The 20045-nt window shown below is 65.2% G+C and carries 16 protein-coding genes and 1 pseudogene; 14 read left to right on the forward strand and 3 right to left on the reverse strand.

Features of this window, described 5'->3' with window-relative positions:
• Positions 1–60 precede the first annotated feature (60 nt).
• Positions 61–1284 carry a polyhydroxyalkanoate depolymerase gene (locus EWH12_RS05545; protein WP_066603480.1) on the forward strand — a complete coding sequence of 408 codons (1224 nt, stop codon included), beginning with the start codon at positions 61–63 and terminating at the stop codon, positions 1282–1284.
• Between the two features lie 102 nt (positions 1285–1386).
• On the opposite strand, the gene EWH12_RS05550 is transcribed toward EWH12_RS05545, so the two are convergent.
• Positions 1387–1740 carry a YbaN family protein gene (locus tag EWH12_RS05550; RefSeq protein ID WP_066603475.1) on the reverse strand — a complete coding sequence of 118 codons (354 nt, stop codon included), beginning with the start codon at positions 1738–1740 and terminating at the stop codon, positions 1387–1389.
• Between the two features lie 703 nt (positions 1741–2443).
• Between EWH12_RS05550 and trxB the strand changes: the two genes are divergently transcribed.
• Positions 2444–3406, forward strand: a complete 963-nt coding sequence (trxB, locus tag EWH12_RS05555; protein ID WP_129925962.1) for a thioredoxin-disulfide reductase — start codon at positions 2444–2446, stop codon at positions 3404–3406.
• A gap of 28 nt (positions 3407–3434) precedes the next feature.
• Here trxB and EWH12_RS05560 read toward each other — a convergent pair whose 3' ends face one another.
• Positions 3435–3722 carry a phosphopantetheine-binding protein gene (locus EWH12_RS05560; RefSeq protein ID WP_066603469.1) on the reverse strand — a complete coding sequence of 96 codons (288 nt, stop codon included), beginning with the start codon at positions 3720–3722 and terminating at the stop codon, positions 3435–3437.
• Between the two features lie 27 nt (positions 3723–3749).
• Positions 3750–4754 (reverse strand): GNAT family N-acetyltransferase, encoded by a 1005-nt coding sequence (locus EWH12_RS05565; protein WP_129925963.1) that lies wholly within the window; start codon positions 4752–4754, stop codon positions 3750–3752.
• A gap of 99 nt (positions 4755–4853) precedes the next feature.
• Here EWH12_RS05565 and EWH12_RS05570 point away from each other — a divergent pair, with 99 nt between their 5' ends.
• From EWH12_RS05570 to xrtA, 12 genes and pseudogenes are all read left to right on the forward strand, one after another.
• The gene (locus EWH12_RS05570; RefSeq protein WP_129925964.1) at positions 4854–6365 is read left to right on the forward strand and encodes an acyl-CoA ligase (AMP-forming), exosortase A system-associated; all 1512 of its coding nucleotides are present in this window, start codon (positions 4854–4856) and stop codon (positions 6363–6365) included.
• Positions 6362–7594 (forward strand): pyridoxal-dependent decarboxylase, exosortase A system-associated, encoded by a 1233-nt coding sequence (locus EWH12_RS05575; protein ID WP_129925965.1) that lies wholly within the window; start codon positions 6362–6364, stop codon positions 7592–7594. Before EWH12_RS05570 ends, EWH12_RS05575 begins: the two co-directional genes overlap by 4 nt.
• A 132-nt stretch (positions 7595–7726) precedes the next feature.
• The gene (locus tag EWH12_RS05580) at positions 7727–8371 is read left to right on the forward strand and encodes an XrtA/PEP-CTERM system exopolysaccharide export protein (protein ID WP_066603463.1); all 645 of its coding nucleotides are present in this window, start codon (positions 7727–7729) and stop codon (positions 8369–8371) included.
• 2 nt (positions 8372–8373) lie between these two features.
• On the forward strand, positions 8374–9894 hold the full coding sequence (locus tag EWH12_RS05585) for an XrtA system polysaccharide chain length determinant (protein WP_066603455.1): 1521 nt from the start codon (positions 8374–8376) through the stop codon (positions 9892–9894).
• Positions 9895–9908: 14 nt separating this feature from the next.
• Complete coding sequence (locus tag EWH12_RS05590; protein ID WP_129925966.1) at positions 9909–10844, forward strand: AAA family ATPase; 936 nt, start codon at positions 9909–9911, stop codon at positions 10842–10844.
• Entirely contained in the window at positions 10841–12442 is a 1602-nt protein-coding gene (locus EWH12_RS05595) for a hypothetical protein (protein ID WP_129925967.1), read from the forward strand. Before EWH12_RS05590 ends, EWH12_RS05595 begins: the two co-directional genes overlap by 4 nt.
• A gap of 23 nt (positions 12443–12465) precedes the next feature.
• Positions 12466–13333, forward strand: a pseudogene (locus EWH12_RS05600) (XrtA/PEP-CTERM system-associated ATPase); the annotation flags it as partial.
• Between the two features lie 899 nt (positions 13334–14232).
• Positions 14233–15078 (forward strand): XrtA system polysaccharide deacetylase, encoded by an 846-nt coding sequence (locus EWH12_RS05610; RefSeq protein WP_066603433.1) that lies wholly within the window; start codon positions 14233–14235, stop codon positions 15076–15078.
• Positions 15075–16145: a FemAB family XrtA/PEP-CTERM system-associated protein gene (locus EWH12_RS05615; RefSeq protein ID WP_129925968.1), complete on the forward strand. Its 1071-nt coding sequence runs from the start codon at positions 15075–15077 to the stop codon at positions 16143–16145. Before EWH12_RS05610 ends, EWH12_RS05615 begins: the two co-directional genes overlap by 4 nt.
• Before the next feature lie 65 nt (positions 16146–16210).
• On the forward strand, positions 16211–17284 hold the full coding sequence (locus EWH12_RS05620) for a FemAB family XrtA/PEP-CTERM system-associated protein (RefSeq protein WP_129925969.1): 1074 nt from the start codon (positions 16211–16213) through the stop codon (positions 17282–17284).
• Entirely contained in the window at positions 17281–18507 is a 1227-nt protein-coding gene (locus EWH12_RS05625) for a TIGR03087 family PEP-CTERM/XrtA system glycosyltransferase (protein WP_066603420.1), read from the forward strand. The genes EWH12_RS05620 and EWH12_RS05625 overlap by 4 nt, the downstream gene beginning before the upstream one ends.
• Complete coding sequence (gene xrtA, locus EWH12_RS05630; protein ID WP_129925970.1) at positions 18504–20039, forward strand: exosortase A; 1536 nt, start codon at positions 18504–18506, stop codon at positions 20037–20039. The genes EWH12_RS05625 and xrtA overlap by 4 nt, the downstream gene beginning before the upstream one ends.
• Positions 20040–20045 lie beyond the last annotated feature (6 nt).

Below are 20045 nucleotides of genomic sequence, written 5' to 3' on the forward strand. Positions count from 1 at the left end.
TAGCGTTTCATCGAAATACCGATTCGGTTCGCGCACACAGGACAAGGCTCAACCTTCATCATGCGTATGCTTTACAGTGGTTATCAGGCCTGGAACGACATGCTGGCGCCAGCGCGTTTCGGGGCGCAGATCGCACTTGGTGTTCGCGACAAATTGGGGCCGATGGCGGATTGGGCGATGCCGCGCCGTATGTTTGCGCTGATGGACGTGTTCCAGGGCGCGAAGCTGACGCACAAGCGTCCCGCCTATGACATTCACACCGTCACCAGCGGCAATGCGGAAGTGTCGGTGCGCGAGGAAATCACGCTCGACCTGCCGTTTGGCGACCTGTTGCACTTCGTCAAGGATGATGTGGAGGCGGCGCAACCCAAGGTGCTGGTCGTGGCGCCGATGTCGGGCCATTTTTCGACCTTGCTGCGCAGCACGGTCGCAACATTGCTGCGCGACCATGACGTGTACATCACCGACTGGAAGAATGCGCGCGACGTGCCGCTGGAAGCCGGGCGTTTTGGCTTCGATGACTATGTCGACTATGTGATCCGCTTCTTCCAGCAGATCGGCCCCGGCGCGCATATGGTGTCGGTGTGCCAGCCCTGCGTGCCGGCGCTGGCCGCCGTGGCGCTGATGTCGGAGGACAAGGACCAGGCGACGCCGCGATCGATGACGCTGATGGGCGGGCCGATCGATCCCAATGCGGCGCCGACCGTCGTCAACGACCTGGCCAATGAAAAGCCGATCGAATGGTTTGAGGAGAATCTGATCTCCGTCGTGCCGTTCCGCTATGCCGGGCGCGGGCGGGAGGTCTATCCGGGCTTCCTGCAACTGTCGGCCTTCATGTCCATGAACATGGAGCGGCATGGATCGCAGCATCGCGAACTGTACCAGCTGCTGGCCGACGGCAAGACGGTCGAGGCGGACAGGATCAAGACTTTCTACGAGGAATATTTCGCGGTCCTGGACATGACCAAGGAATTCTACCTGGAAACAGTCGACCAGGTGTTCCAGCGGACCTTGCTGTCGAAGGGCGCGTTGACCGTGCATGGGCGCCCGGTCAATCCCGGCGCGATCCGCCATACCGCGTTGCTGACGGTAGAGGGCGAGAAGGACGATGTGTGCGCCGTGGGCCAGACATCCGCCGCCCATGGCCTGTGCACCGGCCTGCGCCCGCATTTGAAGCGCCACCATCTCCAGCCCGGCGTGGGCCATTATGGCGTATTTTCAGGCAGCAAATGGGAAAAGCAGGTCTATCCGCAGGTGCGGAACATGATTTTGGCGATGAACTGACGACGGGTCGTCGCCGGGATCGTTCAAGCGGACAAGGGGGGTGACGGCGATGATGCTGCGTTCCGCGCGATGGTCCGCCGCCTGGCCCATGGCCGCCCCCCTTTAACCCTCCGGCCGGGTCCAGATCCAACTGCCGCCGATCAGCGCGGCGACGACGGGGATGAGGAACCAGGGGAAGGGGGAAAAGATCAGCGCCAGCGCAACGCTGAAGGCGAAGGCGGCCAGCGCCGCCTTCTTGCCCCGGCGGCTGATCGCGCCGCGTTCCCGCCAGCGGCGAATATGCGGGCCGAAATGCCTGTGGTCGAGCAATTTCGCCTCCAGTCGCGGGCTGGACCGGGCGAAGCAGAAGGCCGAGAGGATCATGAAAGGAACGGTCGGCAACAGCGGCAGGAAGGCGCCGATCGTGCCGAGGCCGATCGAGAGAAACCCTGCGATGAGGTAAAGATGGCGCCGCATGATGCTCCAATCGGGGCGGAGGCTATGAGCGCGCCTGCGCTGCTATTGCTTCGCAGCTGCGCGGTGAGATGGCAAGATGGATGAGGAATGGAATGGTTGGGAAAGTCTCAGCTTTCGCATTTTTACTGGGCGCTGCACGGGCAGCGCCGCAGCGTATCTCGCCGTCGATTGAAATAATGCTGTCAGTTATGACCGACAAGGGGGGCTTGCCATTCTCCTGCCGCTTGCGGGAGGGAGAGCAGTTCGCTTCTGGTGGTTTCAATACAGGCGGCTTTCCGCACCGGCCCCTTCCAATGTAGGATTTCTTCTGATCTATCCTGTCGGATGGAGCCACTCGTTCAGCCATTCCCTCTCCTTGCCACCCCACCCCGTCGAACGAACCGTCGCGTCGCCGCTGCGCTGGTGGTGCGTTCCCGCCGCGTGGGTGTCGCGTCATCGTCGCCTGGGTGCCGGTTCGCCATGACCTCAGTGTCACACCGCTGCGACCCTGGCGTGACCGCGACGTTACTTCGCAGGAGCGTCCCGGTGGCTTCGCATACATTATCGGCCCGCAAAGCCCGACAATGGTGTGAACTTCGGCCCGTCGCTTGCCGAACGCCCCGCCACAGCGCCGCTTCCACGCCCCCAAGCAAATCCTTCGCTTGCACCCCGCCGCTCGCCGCCTATCTCTGTCGCCCACCCGAATCGCAGTTGAAAGCCTGATATGACCGCCACCCATAGCACCCGCATGTTGATCCTCGGTTCCGGCCCCGCGGGCCTGTCCGCCGCCATTTACGGCGCGCGCGCGGGCCTGGCGCCGATCGTGGTGCAGGGGATGCAGCCCGGCGGGCAATTGACCATCACCACCGACGTCGAAAATTACCCCGGCTTCAAGGATGTGATCCAGGGACCGTGGCTGATGGAGCAGATGCAGGCGCAGGCCGAGCATGTCGGCGCGCAGATGATGTACGACCAGATTGTCGACGTCGATCTGTCCGAACGCCCCTTCCGCCTGCGCGGCGATGGCGGCACCCTCTATGTCGCCGACACGCTGGTCATCTGCACCGGCGCGCAGGCCAAATGGCTCGGCGTGGAGGGCGAGGAGCATTTGCAGGGCAAGGGCGTGTCGGCCTGCGCCACCTGTGACGGCTTCTTCTATCGCGGCAAGAAGGTGGTTGTGATCGGCGGCGGCAACACCGCGGTCGAAGAAGCGCTCTACCTCACCAATCACAGCCATGACGTCACCTTGATCCACCGTCGCGATTCGCTGCGCGCGGAAAAGATCCTGCAACAGCGGCTGCACGCCCATCCGAACATCAAGGTGCTGTGGAACAAGGCTGTCGATCGCTTCGTCGGCGGCGGGACGCCAGAAGGTCTGGTCGGCGTCGATCTGATTGACACGGTGACCGGCGAAAAGTCGCATGAGCCGACCGATGGCGGTTTCGTCGCGATCGGCCATCATCCCGCTACCGAATTGTTCACCGGCAAGCTGCCGACCGACGAGGGCTATTTGCTGGTGGAAAAGGGCACGACTCGCACGGCGATTCCGGGCGTGTTCGCGGCGGGCGACGTCACCGACAAAATCTATCGCCAGGCCGTGACCGCGGCGGGCATGGGCTGCATGGCCGCGCTCGACGTCGAGAGATTCCTGGCGGAACAGGATTTCGAGGAACTGGTGGAGGCGTAAGCCTCCGCCGCGGGCGGGACGGTGTGGGCTAGGCCAGCTTGCCCTGCGCAAAGGCGACGAGCGACCCGAATGTCTCGAACGTGTCGCCGTCGATATCGTCATCCTCGATCAGGATGTCGAAGCGGTCCTCGATCTCGGTCAGCAGGCCCGCGACCGCCATCGAATCCAGTTCCGGCAGCGCGCCGAACAGGGGGGTGTCCGCGTCGAAGCTATCGACCTGGGTTTGCGGCAGGCTGAGCACGTCGCGCAGCAGCGCCCGCATCAGGCTGTCCACATCGAGAGTCCGGTCGACCGGCTGAGAATTTTGCGCCCGCATGATGCGCGCTAAATAGGGGCTTAAAGCCTAACCGACAAGCGCGGAAATGGCGGTCCTTGCCGCAGGCAGCCAGGCAGAGGCGAAACGCGCGTTGAAGGCGTCGATCCGGTGGAGCGGAACGCGCCTGTCCATCCAGTCGGTCTTGTAGCCATTGTCGCCGGTGCCATAGTCGATCATGCGCACGCGATCATGGTCGATCGCCTGTCTGAACATCATATGGCTCAACAATGTGCCGGGGGAACCATGGTCATGGGCGCTGTCATGGCTCAACTTGTGGATCAGGGCGATACCATCCTCGACCGTCCAAAGCTGCGCCGCCACCGCGCGCCCGTCCAGGCGCGCGAAACCCAGCCGCAACGTCCCTGCCGCGCTTTCCCGCTCGGCCAGGTCGCGCAGGAAGTCGAGGCCGGGTTCCGCCACCTTCCAGCTGCGGTCATGCACATCGACATAGTCCCGCCACAGACCGTCGGTCAGCCGCGTGGCGATCGACAATGCGAAAGGATCGCCGCGCCCCTTGCGCTTGACCAGATTGCGCAGCCGTCCCGGCCGCGACGCCCAATAATCGGCGAAGCTGCGCCCTTCGACTTGCAACAGGTGGCGGCCCCCCATCGTCCGCCGCACCGCGAACCAGCCGGCGCGCCGCAACGCGGCCAGCAGCGGCGCGGCATCCTCCAGCGGATAAAGATCGATCTGCGCGCTGGTCGCCAGCAAATGCCGGGCCAGGCTTTCGAGCAGCCGCTGCCGGGTCGCAGCATCGGGTTCGCCGATGAAGACGGGCGCCCAGGCAAAGCTGTACCAGTTTGCGAGCGCGCTGGCGCGGCGGGGGGCGGGGGCGAGCAGGAACAGCCAGGCCTGCGCATCGCCCTCCTGCGCTTGCACGATACGGACGGGCTGGTCAGGGAAGCAGCGATCGTGCAGAGCCGCGAACCAGTCGATCCGGTCGAACAGGGCCAATCCAGGCGCGCGGTCGAGCCGGCCGGCCAAAGCCTGCCGCGCTTCATCGAGCATCTGATATTCCCTTGGCGCCAGCAACCGACTATCTCCGCCCCAACCGCGATCCAAAACCAACGTGCGGCATAGGAGAAAAGTCTGGAAATGGAGTTAAGCCCGCCTTTGCCCACGGATAGCCCGATGATCGATGGCGCTCAGGTGCGGCCGATCGACCATCTGCTGCTGCGCGGCGATCCGGCGCGAGCCGCGCTGGACGGCCGTTCAGGCAGCTACAACTATGCCGAACTGGAAGAGACGCTGGGACGACTGGCGGGTTGGCTGGCGGGATTTGGGCTGGAAAAGGGCGCGCGAGTCGCCAGTTGGATCGCCAAGGGGCCGGTCGCCGCTCTGATGCCGCTGGCAGCGCCGCGCGCGGGCCTGGTCCATGTGCCGGTCAACCCGCTGCTCAAACATGCCCAGGTCGCACACATATTGGCCGACAGCGGCGCGCTGCTGCTGATCGGGACCGCGGCGCGACTCGACAGTCTGTCGCCCGATGAAGTCCCGGCCGGTTGCCAACTGCACCGCGAGGATGACGCCGCCTGCGCGATGAGCGGTGGCCAGGCGATCGGCCCGTCTGCGGCAGCGCCCGATGGTCTGGCGACGATCCTCTACACCAGCGGTTCGACCGGACGGCCCAAGGGGGTGATGCTCAGCCACGCCAATCTGTGGCTGGGCGCGTTGGCGGTGGCCGATTATCTCCAACTGACGCAGGCGGATCGTACTGCCTGCGTCCTGCCGTTCAGCTTCGACTATGGCCAAAATCAGTTGCTTTCCACCTGGTATGCCGGCGGCTGCGTCTATCCACTCGACTATCTGACGCCGCGCGACGTGATGAAGCTGGTCGACCGACGCGACATCACGACGCTGGCCGGCGTGCCGCCGCTTTGGGTGCAACTGACCGAACTGGACTGGCCGGAGGCGGTGGCGGCCAAGCTTCGTCGTCTGACCAACAGCGGCGGCGCCCTGACCCGCCCGCTGGTGGCGAAGCTGCGCGCGCTGTTCCCCCAGGCCGACCTCTACCCGATGTACGGTCTGACCGAAGCGTTTCGCTCCACCTATCTGCCGCCCGCCTTGGTGGACAGTCATCCCGATTCGATGGGCCGGGCCATCCCCTTCGCCGAGATATTGGTGGTCCGCACGGACGGCGGCATCACCAACGATGAAGAACCGGGCGAACTGGTCCATTGCGGCCCGCTGGTGGCGCAGGGCTATTGGGGCGATCCGGCGCGGACCGCCGAGCGGTTCAAACCCGCGCCCGCGACATCGGTCTATGGCGGGATGGCGGTCTGGTCGGGCGACACGGTGCGTCGGGATGCCGATGGCCTGCTCTATTTTGTCGGCCGCGACGATGCGATGATCAAATCGGCGGGCAACCGGATCAGCCCGACCGAGATAGAGGAGGCCGCCGTCGGCGTGTCCGGCGTCGCCGAAGCGGTGGCGCTGGGGATAAAGGATGAGCGGCTGGGGCAGGCGGTGCGGCTGCTGATCCGCGCGGGTGACGCTGCGGTTGCGCACGCCGTCGCCGCGCATCTCAAGAGCGAACTGCCCAATTTCATGCAGCCCAAGGATATCGTCGTGCGCCCAGATTTCCCCCGTAACCCCAACGGCAAGATCGATCGGGTCGCGCTGGCCAAGGCGCATGGCGCATGAAGCCGATGGGACCGATACCCGCCTGGTTCGCGCAGGAAGAAGGCATGTTGATCGTCGGCGGTTGCGGCGCGGCGAGCCTGGTGGACGAGGCGGGCGACACACCGCTCTTCGTCTATGACATGGATATCGTCGAAGCGCAGGTCCGTCGCTTTCGCGCCGCCATGCCCGAAGTGCTGCACTTGCATTATGCGATCAAGGCCAACCCCTATGCGCCGCTACTGGCGCGGATGGGAACCCAGGTGGACGGATTCGACATCGCGTCGGGCGGCGAACTGGAGATGGCGCTGGCCGCCGGAATGGCGCCAGATCGGATCAGTTTTGCAGGACCGGGCAAGCGCAACGACGAACTGGAAGCCGCGATCTTCGCGGGCGTGACCATCAATTTGGAGTCGGAGGGGGAGGGCCGCCGCGCGCTGGCCGTGGCGAACAAACTGGGCAAGGCGCCGCGCCTGGCGGTGCGGGTGAACCCGGACTTCGACCTCAAAGGATCGGGGATGCGGATGGGCGGCGGGGCCAAGCCGTTCGGCGTCGATGCCGACCGGGCCGCGGCGCTGGCGCGGGCGATGATCGACGCGGGCGCGGATTGGCGGGGCTGGCATATTTTCGCCGGCAGCCAGAATCTCGATCCGCTGGCGATCATCGAAACCCAGGCGGCGACCATCGCGCTGGCGGCGCGGCTGTCGGACGATGTCGGCGCATCGCCGCCGCTGGTCAATCTGGGCGGGGGCTTTGGCCTTGCCTATTTCCCCGGTGATGAGCGGCTCGATATTCGCCCGATTGGCGTAGCTTTGGACAGCGCGTTGGAGAATTTGCCGGACATTTTGCAGGGCAGCGCCTTCGCGATAGAACTGGGTCGCTGGCTGGTGGGGGAGGCGGGGATATACCTCACCCGTGTGATAGACGTGAAGGTCAGCCAGGGCGAAACCTTCGTCGTGGTCGATGGCGGCCTGCATCACCAACTCGCCGCCAGCGGCAATTTCGGGACGGTCGTGCGGCGCAACTATCCGATCGCGGTCGCCAATCGCTTTGGCGCGGCCCCGGCGACGGAGCCGGTGACGGTGGTGGGCTGCCTGTGCACCCCGATCGACCGGCTGGGCGACAAGGTGGCGCTGCCGCCGGTCAGGGAAGGCGACCTGATAGCCATCTTCCTGGCCGGGGCTTATGGCGCGTCGGCAAGTCCTGCCGCATTTCTTGGCCACCCAAGTCCTCGCGAACTTTTACTTGGCTGATTAGCTTGGGACTTAACTCCTAACGGTATCTTTACCCTTTCCCGGCAAGAAGAGGCCCGAAGCCATGTGCTGACCGGTTGCCTTGCCCTCTTTGGCGGCCGCCGGCGCATGGCCGCACAAAGAGGTGAGATTATGCGTTTTGTGTCGGTTTCCAGGCTTTTGATCGGCGTATCACTACCCGTTATCGCCTTGTCGGGCTGCGCCTCCGCGCCGTCCGGGCCGCAATTGCCGCCCGCATCTTTCGTGTCGACGCAGGAAGGGCCGGGTGAAGAATATATCATCGGCCCGCTTGATGACCTCACCATCTTCGTGTGGCGCAATCCCGAACTGGGCGCAAAGGTGCAGGTGCGTCCAGACGGTCGCATCACCACGCCGCTGATCACGGACATGCCCGCGGTGGGCAAGACGCCCAAGATGCTGTCCGATGATATCAAGCTGGCGCTGACCCAATATATCGAAAATCCGCTGGTGTCGGTGATCGTCAACAATTTCAGTGGCACATTCAGCCAGCAGGTGCGGATCGTGGGCGCGACGGAAAAACCCGCGTCCATCCCCTATCGCGCGAACATGACCCTGCTCGACGCGATGATTTCTGTCGGAGGCCTGTCCGAATATGCGGCGGGCAACCGCGCGCGACTGGTTCGGTTCGACAAGAATACGGGCAAGCAGAAGGAATATCAGGTCCGCCTGGGCGATCTTTTGAAGAAGGGCGACACCAAGGCCAATGTCATGCTGGCGCCCGGCGATGTCATCATCATTCCTGAAAGCATGTTCTGACCATGGCCGGCCTCTACGATGAATTGCTCGTCCTGCTCCATGGCATATGGAGCCGCCGCTGGGTGGCGCTTGGCGTCGCCTGGGGCCTGTGTATGCTGGGATGGCTGGGCGTCGCGCTCATTCCCAACAGCTACCAGTCCAAGGCGCGGGTCTATGTGAACACCCAATCGTTGCTCCAGGACACGGTGGGTATCACGCAGGTCCAGTCGCAGCAGGATCTGGACCGGGTGCGCAGCACGCTGGCCAGCGCCGAAAATCTGGAAAAGGTGGTGCGCGACACCGACCTGTCCCAATCGGTGTCCGGCCCGCGCGACATCGCCGCCAAGATCACCACCCTGCGCGAAAATATCACGGTGATGGCGCAGGCTGACCCCAGCATGATCGACATCAGTGCCATTTCGGCTGATTCGAGCCTGTCCGATGGCGCAAATGCGCGCATCGCGCAGCAGATCGTGCAGAAGTTGATCGACATTTTCCAGGAACAGAACTTGTCGGGCGACCGCAACCAGACCAAGCAGAGCCTGGCCTTCCTGGACCAGCAGATCGCGACGCGCGGCAAGCAGTTGGAAGCGGCCGACCAGCGTCGCGTCGCATTCGCCCAGCGCTATGTCGGGCTGCTGCCCGGCGCGGGATCGATCAGCCAGCGGATGGACGCGGCGCGGATGGAGATCAACAATATCGATTCGCAGCTGGTGCAGGCGCAGAGCGCGCTCAGTGCGATGAACGGCCAGTTGGCAGGCACGCCGGCCACCCTGCCGGGCGTTGGCGCGTCGGGCGGCGCGACGCCGCTGGCGCAGGCGCAGTCCAACCTGGCGGCGATGCGCGCGCGCGGCTGGACCGCCAGCCATCCTGACGTGGTCGCGGCCCAACGGGAGGTTGACGCCCTGCGCAAGTCGGGCGGCGGTAGTGCGAGCGGCGGGGGCGGCACCCCCAATCCGGCCTATGTGTCGATCAAGTCGATGCAGGCCGAACGCGCCGCCACGGTGCAGGCGCTCAGCACGCGCAAGGCGCAGTTGCAGAACGACCTCAACACCATGATGTCGAAACAGGTCGATGAACCCGGAGTCGCGTCCGAGCAGGAAAAGCTCGACAGTGACTATACCGCGCTCAAGACCCAATATGACAAGTTGATGAGCGACCGTGAGGAAATAAGGCTGCGCGGCGAAGTGAAGACCGAAACCGGCGCCGTCCAGTTCCGCGTCATCCAGCCGCCCAGCACCCCGACCGCGCCGTCGGCGCCCAACCGGCCGCTGCTGTTGCTGGGCGTGCTGATCCTGGGCATCGGCGCGGGCATCGGGGTCGCCTTCGCGCTCGGCCAGCTCAAGGGCGCATTCCCGACCGCCGCGCGGCTGGAAAAGGCGCTTGGCCTGCCGGTCGCCGGATCGATCAGCCAGACGGTCGGCGCGGCGCAGGTCGCGGTCGATCGGCAACGCATGAAATGGTTCGCCGGTGCGAGCGGGGGGCTGGTGGCCGTCTGCTTGCTGCTGGTCGTCGTCGAATTCGTCCAGCGCGGTATGGCGTGAAGGAGCCAGGGAACATGAATCAGCACAGCTCCATCAAGGGCCGGGGATCTCTGATCGAGCGGGCCACCGAGATTTACGACTTTAATGCTGCGCTGCGTGGCCGCGCCGCGCCTGCGGTCGATGTGCCCGCTGACCTGCCGCTGGCGCCTGTCGCCGGTCCGACGCCTGCGGCCTTCGTGACCGATGCTCCCGGCGCGCCGACCTTCCGTGCCCCGGCCTGGACTGGGCCGGTGCAGGCGATTGACCGGATCAAGCTGGCGGAGGACGGTTTCCTGCGCCCCGACAGTGCGGTCACGACGATGAGCGAGGAGTTCCGCCTGCTCAAGCGCGACCTGCTGTCGCAACCGCGCAATAACCCGCGCGGCAACCGCATCCTCGTCTGCTCCGCTCATAGCGGGGAGGGCAAGACCTTCTGCGCGATCAACCTGGCGCTCAGCCTGGCGGCGGAGAAGGATCGTGAAATCCTGCTGGTCGACGCCGATTTCGGCAAGCCCGGCATCCCGGCGCAACTGGGGCTGGAGGCCGGCCCCGGCCTGATGGACGCGCTCGCTGACCCGATGGTTGCGATCGAAGATTGCGTGATCCGCACCGACATTCCCTCGCTTGCCGTGCTGCCCGCCGGGCAGCGCAGCAACAACGACACCGAATATCTCGCCTCGGCCCGGACCGAACAACTGCTCAAGCGGCTGACCGATGGCCGGCCCGACCGCATCGTGATCTTCGATTCGCCGCCGCTGCTGGCGGCATCGCCCGCCGCCGTGCTCGCCAGCCATGCCGCCATCGCGCTGCTGGTCGTGCGCGCCGACAAGACGCCCGAAAGCGCGGTGCGCGACGCTGCGGGCCTGTTGAAGGGCGGCGCGCAGGTGCAGCTCTTGCTCAATGCCGTCCGCTTCAACAGTGGCGGCCGCCGTTTCGGCAGCTATTACGCCAAGGGGGAATCCCAGTCATGATCGTTCGGCTCTGGATCGCAGGCGCTTCCTGCGTCGCGCTGGCCGCTGCAATGCCCGCCCATGCCCAATCGTCGCCCGATGACAAGCGCGTCGATGTCGTTCCCTATATCGGGGTCGATCAGGTCGTGATGGGACCGCTCAAGGGCGGCGGCGACGTGCTGACCTACACCAATGTCACCGCGGGCCTGACCGCCGAGGTGCAGAACAGGCGCGTCGAGGCGGCGGTCGATCTGCAATATAATCACAGCTTCGGCTGGAGCAGCCAGGCAGTCGATCAGGATGTGCTGAGCGGTTTTGGTCATGCGACCATCAATGTCGCGCGCGGTTTGGGCATCCAGGCAGGCGGCCTCGCCACGCGGGTCCGCACCGACGGCCTGTCGGGCGCGTCGACGCAACGGGACACTTATACCAGCCAGGTCTGGTCCGGCTATGTCGGGCCGTCCTATACGACGCAGCTTGGCGACTTCAATATTAACGCCGGCTATCGCCTGGGCTATGCGCGGGTCGATGACAGCGTCGGCCAGAACAGCGTTCAGGGACAGGCCGGCGGCTCCTTCGCGGATAGCTGGACCCACAGCCTCAACGGATCGATAGGTTTTTCGCCGGACACGGTGCTGCCGGGCGTCGGCCTGACCGCCAGCGGCGGCTATGACCGCGAGGACGCCAGCCAGCTTGACCAGCGGTTTGAGGACCTGTGGGGCCGGGTCGATGCGACCGTGCCACTCACGCCCACGCTCGCGGCCGTCGGCGGCATCGGCTATGAAAAGATCGAGATCAGCCAGCGCTCGCCCGAACTGGATGCGGCCGGCGTGCCGCTGATCCGCAACGGCCGCTATGTCACCGACAAAAGCTCGCCGCGCGCACTGGTCTATAATTTCGACGACATCATCTGGGACGCGGGCGTCTTGTGGCGGCCCAGCCGTCGCACGACGCTCCAGGCGCGGGTCGGCGAACGCTATGGCGGCATGACCTATCAGGGCAGCTTCCTGTGGCAGGGCCGCGACAGCCATGTGGCTATCATCGTCTTCGACGGGATAGACAGTTTCGGGCGCATGATCACCGCCGACGTGGCGGCCCTGTCGGGCAGCAATTTCGACGTCGCGCGCAATCCGTTCACCGGAGACATCACCGGCTGCGCCTTCTCCACCACGGGCGGTGGCCAGTGCTTCAACGATGCCTTGTCGGGCATCACCGACGCCAATTTCCGCTATCGCGGCGTATCGACGCAATATTCGCTGCGGCGCGGGCCGTGGGGCTGGGGCATTGGCGCGGGCTATTCGCAGCGCAAGTTCATCACGCCCAACGGCCAGACCGTGTTGATCCGCGGATCGCGGGACGAAAACTGGTATGGCAACGGGTCGGTCAGCTATATGTTCAACGATCGCGACAGCATCGATCTGGTTGGCTACGTTAATTATTTCGACGCCAGCGGTGGACGGCCAGATGTGTTGAACTATGGGTCATTCGCCAGCTATTACAAGGGGTTGTCTCGCCGCCTGTCCGCCTCCGCCTCGCTTGGCCTGGACGGGGTGCAGGCGGATGATCTGGACACCATCATCAGCGCGATGGGGCAGGTCGGCCTGCGCTACAGCTTCTAACCGGTCGCCTTGGAGACGAAGAGATGTACGATCAATTCTACGGATTGCAGGGCCGTCCGTTCCAGCTGACGCCGGACCCGCATTATTATTTCGAAAGCGCGACTCATCGCAAGGCGCTGTCCTATCTGGGTTATGGCCTGGCGCAGGGTGAAGGTTTCATCGTCATCACCGGCGATATCGGCGCGGGCAAGACGACGCTGGTCGGCCATCTGATGCAGACGATCGATCCGGCGCGGCTGACCGCGGTCAAGATCGTGTCGACCCAGGTGGAGGGCGACGACATGCTGCGCCTCGCCGCGCAGAGTTTCGGCCTGTCCACCGACGGCCTGTCCAAGGCGGCGATCCTGCAACAGGTCGAAGCCATGCTTCATGCCCAGGCGCGCGCCGGGCGACGCAGCCTGCTGATCGTGGACGAGGCGCAGAACCTGCCCGTTTCCGCGATCGAGGAATTGCGGATGCTGTCCAACTTCCAGTTGGGGGGGCAGTCCTTGCTCCAGATATTCCTGCTGGGTCAACCGGAGTTTCGCGACCTTCTCCAGTCGCCCGAACTGGAGCAGTTGCGCCAGCGGGTGATCGCGACCCATCATCTGGAACCGATGATGGCCAATGAAGTCGAACCCTATATCCTTCATCGCCTGGCGATCGCGGGCTGGAGCGGCGATCCGGCCTTCACGCCGGGTGCCTTTTCCGGTCTCTATGCGGCGACGAATGGCGTGCCCCGTCGCCTGAACGCGCTGGCCAGCCGGGTGCTGCTGCTGGGCGCGATCGAACAATTGCACGTCATCGACGAGGAGGTCGTGGACGCCGTCGTGGCGGATATGGGCCTGGACGTCGATATCGCGCCGGCGCAAATTGCGCCGTCGCTGCTCGATGTCGCCGAGGAACCGGAAGCGGTCGAACAGGAGTCCGTCGAACTGGCGGTCGCGGAGGAGAGCGTCGAGGAGGAACAGATCGAGGATCAGCCCGCCCCGCCACCCTTTAGCTACCATCCGGCCGAGGATCAGGTTGCCGATGAGCTGGCCGAAGAAGACACTATCGAACTGGATGCCGCCTGGGCGCGGCCGGACAGGACGACGGCCGAGATCGAACCGGTCGCCGCGGCCGCCTTCGATCCGGTCGAACCGGAAGACGATTATGCGGTCGAAGAGCCTGTGACGCCCAGCGTCGCAGCGCCGTTCGCCCGCCCGGCCTTCGCCGCCTTTGCGCCGCCGCAAGCGGTGGAGTCTGTGGTCGAACCGGAAGCCGAGCTTGACCCCGTCGAAGATGAAGCCGAGCCGGAGGTTGCCGATGTTGCGGCGCCGTTCGCGCTGGAGCAGGACGAAGCCGACAGCGTCGTGGAGGCCGAACCGTCGGTCGCGGTCGAGGCTTTCGATGACGTCGAACCGTTGGTCGAAGCCGAGTCGGTTGAAGCCGTACCCGAATCCTTTGTCGAACCGGCGGCAGAAGCGTTGGACACGGTGGATGCCGTCGATATCGAGGTTCTGCGCGCCGACATGCTGGGTGAGATCGAGGCGCTGCGCGCCGAGATCGCATCGCTGCGGGCGGTGCAGTCGCACATTCCCTTTGGCCAGCCGGTACAGGCGGAAATCGATCCGGAAGCGCTCAAGGGCTGTTTCACCCTGATCGAGGAACGGCTGTCGGCGCTGGAGTTCCGCGCCGAGGAGCAGGATACGGCCCTGCGCCGCGTGCTGACCCTGCTGGTGGACTGGGTGGAGCGTGAGGAGCGGATGGCGGATGTACAGGCAGGCGTCGCCGCCTGACGCCTATATGACGGATAAGGTTAGACAATCATGCAGAACGCCCTGTCTGTCGATGTCGAGGATTGGTTCCAGGTCGGCGCGTTCGAGCGCACGCTCAAGCGTGCCGACTGGGACGGCCTGACCCATCGGGTCGAAGCCAATAGCGACGCCGTGCTGGACCTGTTCGCGCAGGCCGACGTCAAAGCGACCTTCTTCACCCTGGGCTGGGTGGCGGAGCGCTATCCTGCGCTCATGCGGCGCATTGCGGATGCCGGCCATGAAGTCGCCAGCCATGGGTACGACCATGCCCGCGTTTTCACCTTCACCCCGGAAGAATTTCGCGCCGACCTGCGCAAGTCGCGCGCCATATTGGAGGATGCGAGCGGGCAGGCGGTCACCGGCTATCGCGCGCCCAGCTTCTCCATCGATCCGCGCACGCCCTGGGCGCATATGATCCTGGCGGAGGAAGGCTATCGCTATTCCTCCAGCGTCGCGCCGATCCGGCACGACCATTATGGCTGGCCCGATTCGCCGCGCTTCGCCTGGAAGCCGGTGGCGGGATCGGATCTGGTCGAATTGCCCGTCACCACCGCCAAATGGGGCAAGCGCACATTGGCGGCGGGGGGTGGGGGCTTTTTCCGCCTGCTGCCATACGCCTTTTCGCGCTGGGCGATCCGGCAGGTCAATGACCAGGCTGGCCGCCCCGCGATCATCTATTTCCATCCCTGGGAAATCGACCCGGACCAACCGCGCGTTTCGGGCGCGCCGCTGCGGTCGCGCCTGCGTCATTACAGCAACCTGTCGGTGATGGCGGCCAAACTGCGTCGCCTGACCCGCGATTTCGCCTGGACTCGCGTCGATGCGCTGGCGGACGCGGAAGCGGCGCGCGCGTCATGATGGTCGGCAATCTCGCCGGCTTGGGCGTCACGATGCTGGACGTTGACGATCCCACTCAGGCGCAGGCTGCCGACGCTTTCGTCATGGCCCATTCCGACGGCACGCCCTTTCATCGCACCGCCTGGCTGCGCGCGATCACGCAGGCGATGGGGCACCGCGCGCTGCTGCTCGCCGCCTTCGCGCCCTCTGGCCAAATTCGGGGCTTGTTGCCTCTGCACCATGTAAAGAGCCGGTTGTTCGGTGATGCGCTGGTGTCGTCGGCTTTTGCGGTCGATGGCGGATTGCTGGTTGCGGATGACCGGGCGACAGCAGCGCTCGCCGTTGCGGCCCAGGGGCTGGCGGGCGACAGAGGCGGTCCGCCGCTGGAATTGCGCGGCGGGCCTGCGCCGGGCGGCGACTGGCAGCGGCGCGAAGGCGAATATGTCGGCTTTGTCCGGCCGCTGGCCGCAGATGACGAAGCGGACCTGCGCGCCATCCCGCGCAAGCATCGCGCCGAACTGCGCAAGGCGCTCGCCAATTCGTCGCTCAATGTCGAAACCGGGCGCAGCGATCGTCTGCGGCGCGACCATTATCGCGTTTATGCGGCCAGCGTTCGCAATCTGGGCACGCCTGTCTTCCCCAAACAGCTGTTTCACTCGGTGTTGCAACAGTTTGGCGAGGATGCCGACATTTTGGTGGTGCGCGAAGGTGATCGGCCTGTGTCCGCGGTGCTGACGCTTTATCATCAGGGGCGGGTGATGCCCTATTGGGGCGGCGGCGTCGCCGATGCGCGGCGGCTGCGCTCCAACGAACTCATGTATTATCGGCTGATGGGGCATGGCCGGGCGCGTGGCATGAGCCAGTTCGATTTCGGCCGCTCCAAGGTTGGCAGCGGGCAGGCGGCGTGGAAGAAGAGCTTCGGCTTCGATCCTGTCCCGCGCGTCTATCATGGCTGGTCGGCGGATGGCGCCAGGCGCGACGTCAATCCGACCAGCGCCAAATATCAACGGAGGATCAACCTGTGGAAGCGTCTGCCGCTGCCCGTCGCCAATCTGCTGGGGCCGATGATATCGCGCGGCCTTGGTTGATACGCATACAAAATATTCAATCCTGACCGCTAGGTTCGGGCGGGGGTGACGAGGGAATGACGTCCATGAATGCAATCACCGGTCTGGGGGTCATCGTCGATGAAGCGCGCCTGTCCGATGCCGTGACCGTCGCCGAGATCGACGCCTGGGTCTGCGCCCAGCCGGCTTCGACCCCCTTCCATCGGCCTGGCTGGATCATGGGGGTCGAAGCAGGCACCGGGCAAAAGGCCAAGATGCTGGTCGCGCGCCAGATCGACGGGGCGATCGTCGGCCTGTTGCCGCTGACCTATATCCGTTCGATCTTGTTTGGACGTGCGCTGGTGGGGAGTGGCTTTGCCGTCGATGGCGGCATATTGGCCAGCCATCGCAAGGCCGGGCCGGCGCTGGCCGACGCCGCCTGGACCCTGGCGGAACAACTGGGCTGCGACACGCTGGAATTGCGCGGCGGGGAAGCGCCCGGCGGTCCGATTTGGCAGGAGAAGGCGGACGCCTATCTGGGCTTCTCGCGTGCGCTCGCGGCCGATGACGAGGCGGAACTGAAGGCCGTCCCCAAGCGCCACCGGGCGGAAATCCGCAAGGGGATGGCGAACGACCTGCAATTCGAGACGGGGCGCGACAAGCGGATGCGCGACATCCATTACCGGCTCTACGCCCATAGCGTTCATAATCTGGGCACGCCGGTCTTCCCGCGCGCCTTGTTCGACCAGATCATGGACCGGTTCGGCGACGACGCCGACATCGCTCTGGTTTCAAAGGATGACGTGCCGCTGTCGGCGGTCATCAGCTTCTATCATCGCGGCGCCTGTATGCCCTATTGGCATGGCGCGGGCGAAGGCGCACGCGCGATGCGATCCAACGAATTTCTCTATTTCAGTTTGATGCGGGCCGCACGCGAGCGGGGCTGCGCCGTCTTCGATTTCGGCCGGTCGAAGGTCGGCACCGGCCCCGCCGCCTGGAAGAAGACCTGGGGGTTCGAGGGCGAACCGCTCGGCTATCATCTGCGCACCGCGCCGGGTAAGGAGACGCGCGACGTCAATCCGCTGTCTCCGCAATATCGGCGTAAGGTCGAATATTGGAAGAAACTGCCCGAATCGATCGCCAACCTGATCGGGCCGCATATTGCGCGAGGGCTGGGATGACCGGCGAGATACTTTTCCTCTGCCACCGCATCCCCTTTCCACCGGACCGGGGCGACAAGATCCGCTCCTATCACCTGCTCCAGCGGTTGGCGCAAATCGCGCCCGTCCATGTCGGCTGCTTTGCCGACGATGATCGCGACATGGGTTTTGCAAGCGACATGGCGCAGGTCGCGGTCAGCCAGTGCGTGCTGATGCGCGACCGGTCGAAACTGGTCGCCGGGCTGACGGGTCTGGCCAAACGCCAGTCGCTCCTCGTGTCGCTGTTCGATCATCCCGGCCTGCATCGCTGGGTGGCGCAGACGCTGGCGCAGCGACCGATCCGCGCCGTCGTCGCCTATTCGGCGCAGATGGCGCATTTCGTGCCCGTGCTGCCCGCTGACGTGCGTTTCCTGATGGATTTCGTCGATTTCGATTCCGCCAAATATGCGACCTATGGCGCAGAAGGGGCGGGACCGATGGGCTGGATCAACCGGCGCGAGGGCCGAGTGTTGCTCGACTTCGAACGGCGGACGGCGGCGCGCGCCGACATCAGCAGCTTCGTCAGTGAAGCGGAGGCCGCCCTGTTCCGCGACGCTTGCGGCCTGGACGCCAACCGCGTGGTCGCAATCGAGAATGGCGTGGCGCTGGACTATTTCGATCCGGCGGCGGATTTTCCTGCCGTCGATCGCGGGGAGGGGCCGCTGCTCGTCTTCACCGGGCAGATGGATTATCGCCCCAATGTCGAGGCGGTCGAGAGTTTCGCGCGCCAGAGTTTGCCCGCCATTCGCATCGTTCATCCCGATGCCCGCTTCGCCATTGTCGGGCGCAATCCGGCCAAGGCGGTGGAGGCGTTGGCCGACTTGCCCGGCGTGATCGTGACCGGCGGAGTGCCCGATGTGCGTGGCTGGCTGGCGGCGGCGGATGTCGTCGTCGCGCCGCTGCGGATCGCGCGCGGCATCCAGAACAAGGTGCTGGAGGCGATGGCGATGGCGAGGCCAGTCGTCGCCTCGCCGCAGGCGGCCGAAGGAATCGACGCCAGCGACGACGTCCATTTTCTGGTCGCCGCCAATCCGGCGGAAGAAGCGGCGAAGATCGTCGCGCTGCTGGCGGACTCTGCGCGTGCGCAGCGACTGGGCCTCGCCGGGCGCAAGCGGACGGAGGAACGCTATCGCTGGTCCGCTACGTTGGCGGCGCTGCCCGACCTGCTGCTGGGATCGCCCGCCCAGAGCGCGTGCGCGGCGTGAACGAACGGGCGATCTCCATGGACCGGATGCCGCTCACAGACCTGACCGGCTGGCGCGGTCATCTGATCGCGCTGGGCGTCGTCGCTTTTGCGATCATCGCGCTGTTCTTCGCCGATGTCCGGGGCATGGTGTCGATCTGGTGGAACGCCTCCACCTTCGGCCACTGCCTCTTCATCCCCTTCCTCATCGCCTGGCTGGTGCAGCAGCGCCTGCCCGGATTGCGGCAACTGGAGCCGGTCGCCTGGACGCCGGGGCTGGTCTGGCTGGGGGCGGGCGCGCTGGCCTGGCTGCTGGGCGCAGCGGCGGGCGTGGCGATGGTGCGCCACGGCGCACTGATTATGATGTTGCAGGGTGCGACCATCGCGCTGCTCGGCCCGGCGGTGGCGCGGGCGCTGCTCTTCCCGCTTTTCTACGCCTTTTTCATGGTGCCCTTTGGTGAGGAGATCGTGCCGCCGCTGCAACTGGTAACGGCGCGTCTCGCCATGCTGCTGCTCGACCTGTCTGGCGTGCCGGCGCATATGGAGGGCATCTTCATTACGACGCCGACCGGCTATTTCGAAGTGGCCGAGGCCTGTTCGGGCGCGAAATTCCTGATCGCCATGACCGCCTATGGCGTATTGGTCTGCAATGTCTGTTTCAAAAGCTGGTCGCGGCGCGCGGTGTTCATCGTCGGAGCGCTCAGCCTGTCGGTGCTGGCCAATGGCGTGCGCGCCTTCGCCACCATATTGGTCGCGCATCTCACCACCGTCGATGCCGCCGTCGGGTTCGACCATGTCGTCTATGGCTGGGTCTTTTTTGCGATCGTGATGGCGATCGTCATGGCCACCGCCTGGCCCTTCTTCGATCGCAAGCCGGGCGATCCCTGGTTCGATCCGCGCGCCCTGCAAGGCGCGGTGCGTGCGTCGCCGCGCACCGGCACAATTGCCGGAGGTGCGCTGGCGGTGATCGTCGCGGCGCCCCTGTGGCTCGCCACGACCGCCGCGACCGCCGATCCGCTGCCGCTTGCACTGACCCTGCCCATGGTGGAGGGCTGGACCCGGACCGACGCGCGCCATGCCTATCCGTGGACGCCGCGTTTCGATGGCGCGGATCATTTCGTCATCGGCCGCTACCGCAACGGACGAGGGCAAGTCGTGGACCTCGCCATCGCCGCCTTTGCGCGACAGGAAGAGGGGCGCGAACTGGTGGGCTTCGGCCAGGGGGCGGCCGATCCCGACAGCGAATGGGTCTGGTCGTCGCCGGCCCGCGCGCCCGCTTATGGCCGGGGCGAGCAGATCACCGCGCCTGGCCCGGTGGTGCGCCACGTCGTGAGCTTTTACGGCATAGGCGGCGGCGCATTGTCGGGCAGCAAGCCTGCGGTCAAGCTGGCGACGATGAAGGCCCGGCTGCTGGGGCAGGATCAGCGTGCCGTCGCCCTGTTGGTGTCGGCGGAAGACGCCGAAGGGCGTCCGTCCGACTCGGCGATCGCGGCGTTCCTGACCGATTTGGGCGATGTGCGGGTTTTGGCTGACCGCAGCGTCGGCATCCGCTAGGGAAGT

This window comes from Sphingobium cupriresistens, assembly GCF_004152865.1.
Taxonomy (GTDB): domain Bacteria; phylum Pseudomonadota; class Alphaproteobacteria; order Sphingomonadales; family Sphingomonadaceae; genus Sphingobium; species Sphingobium cupriresistens.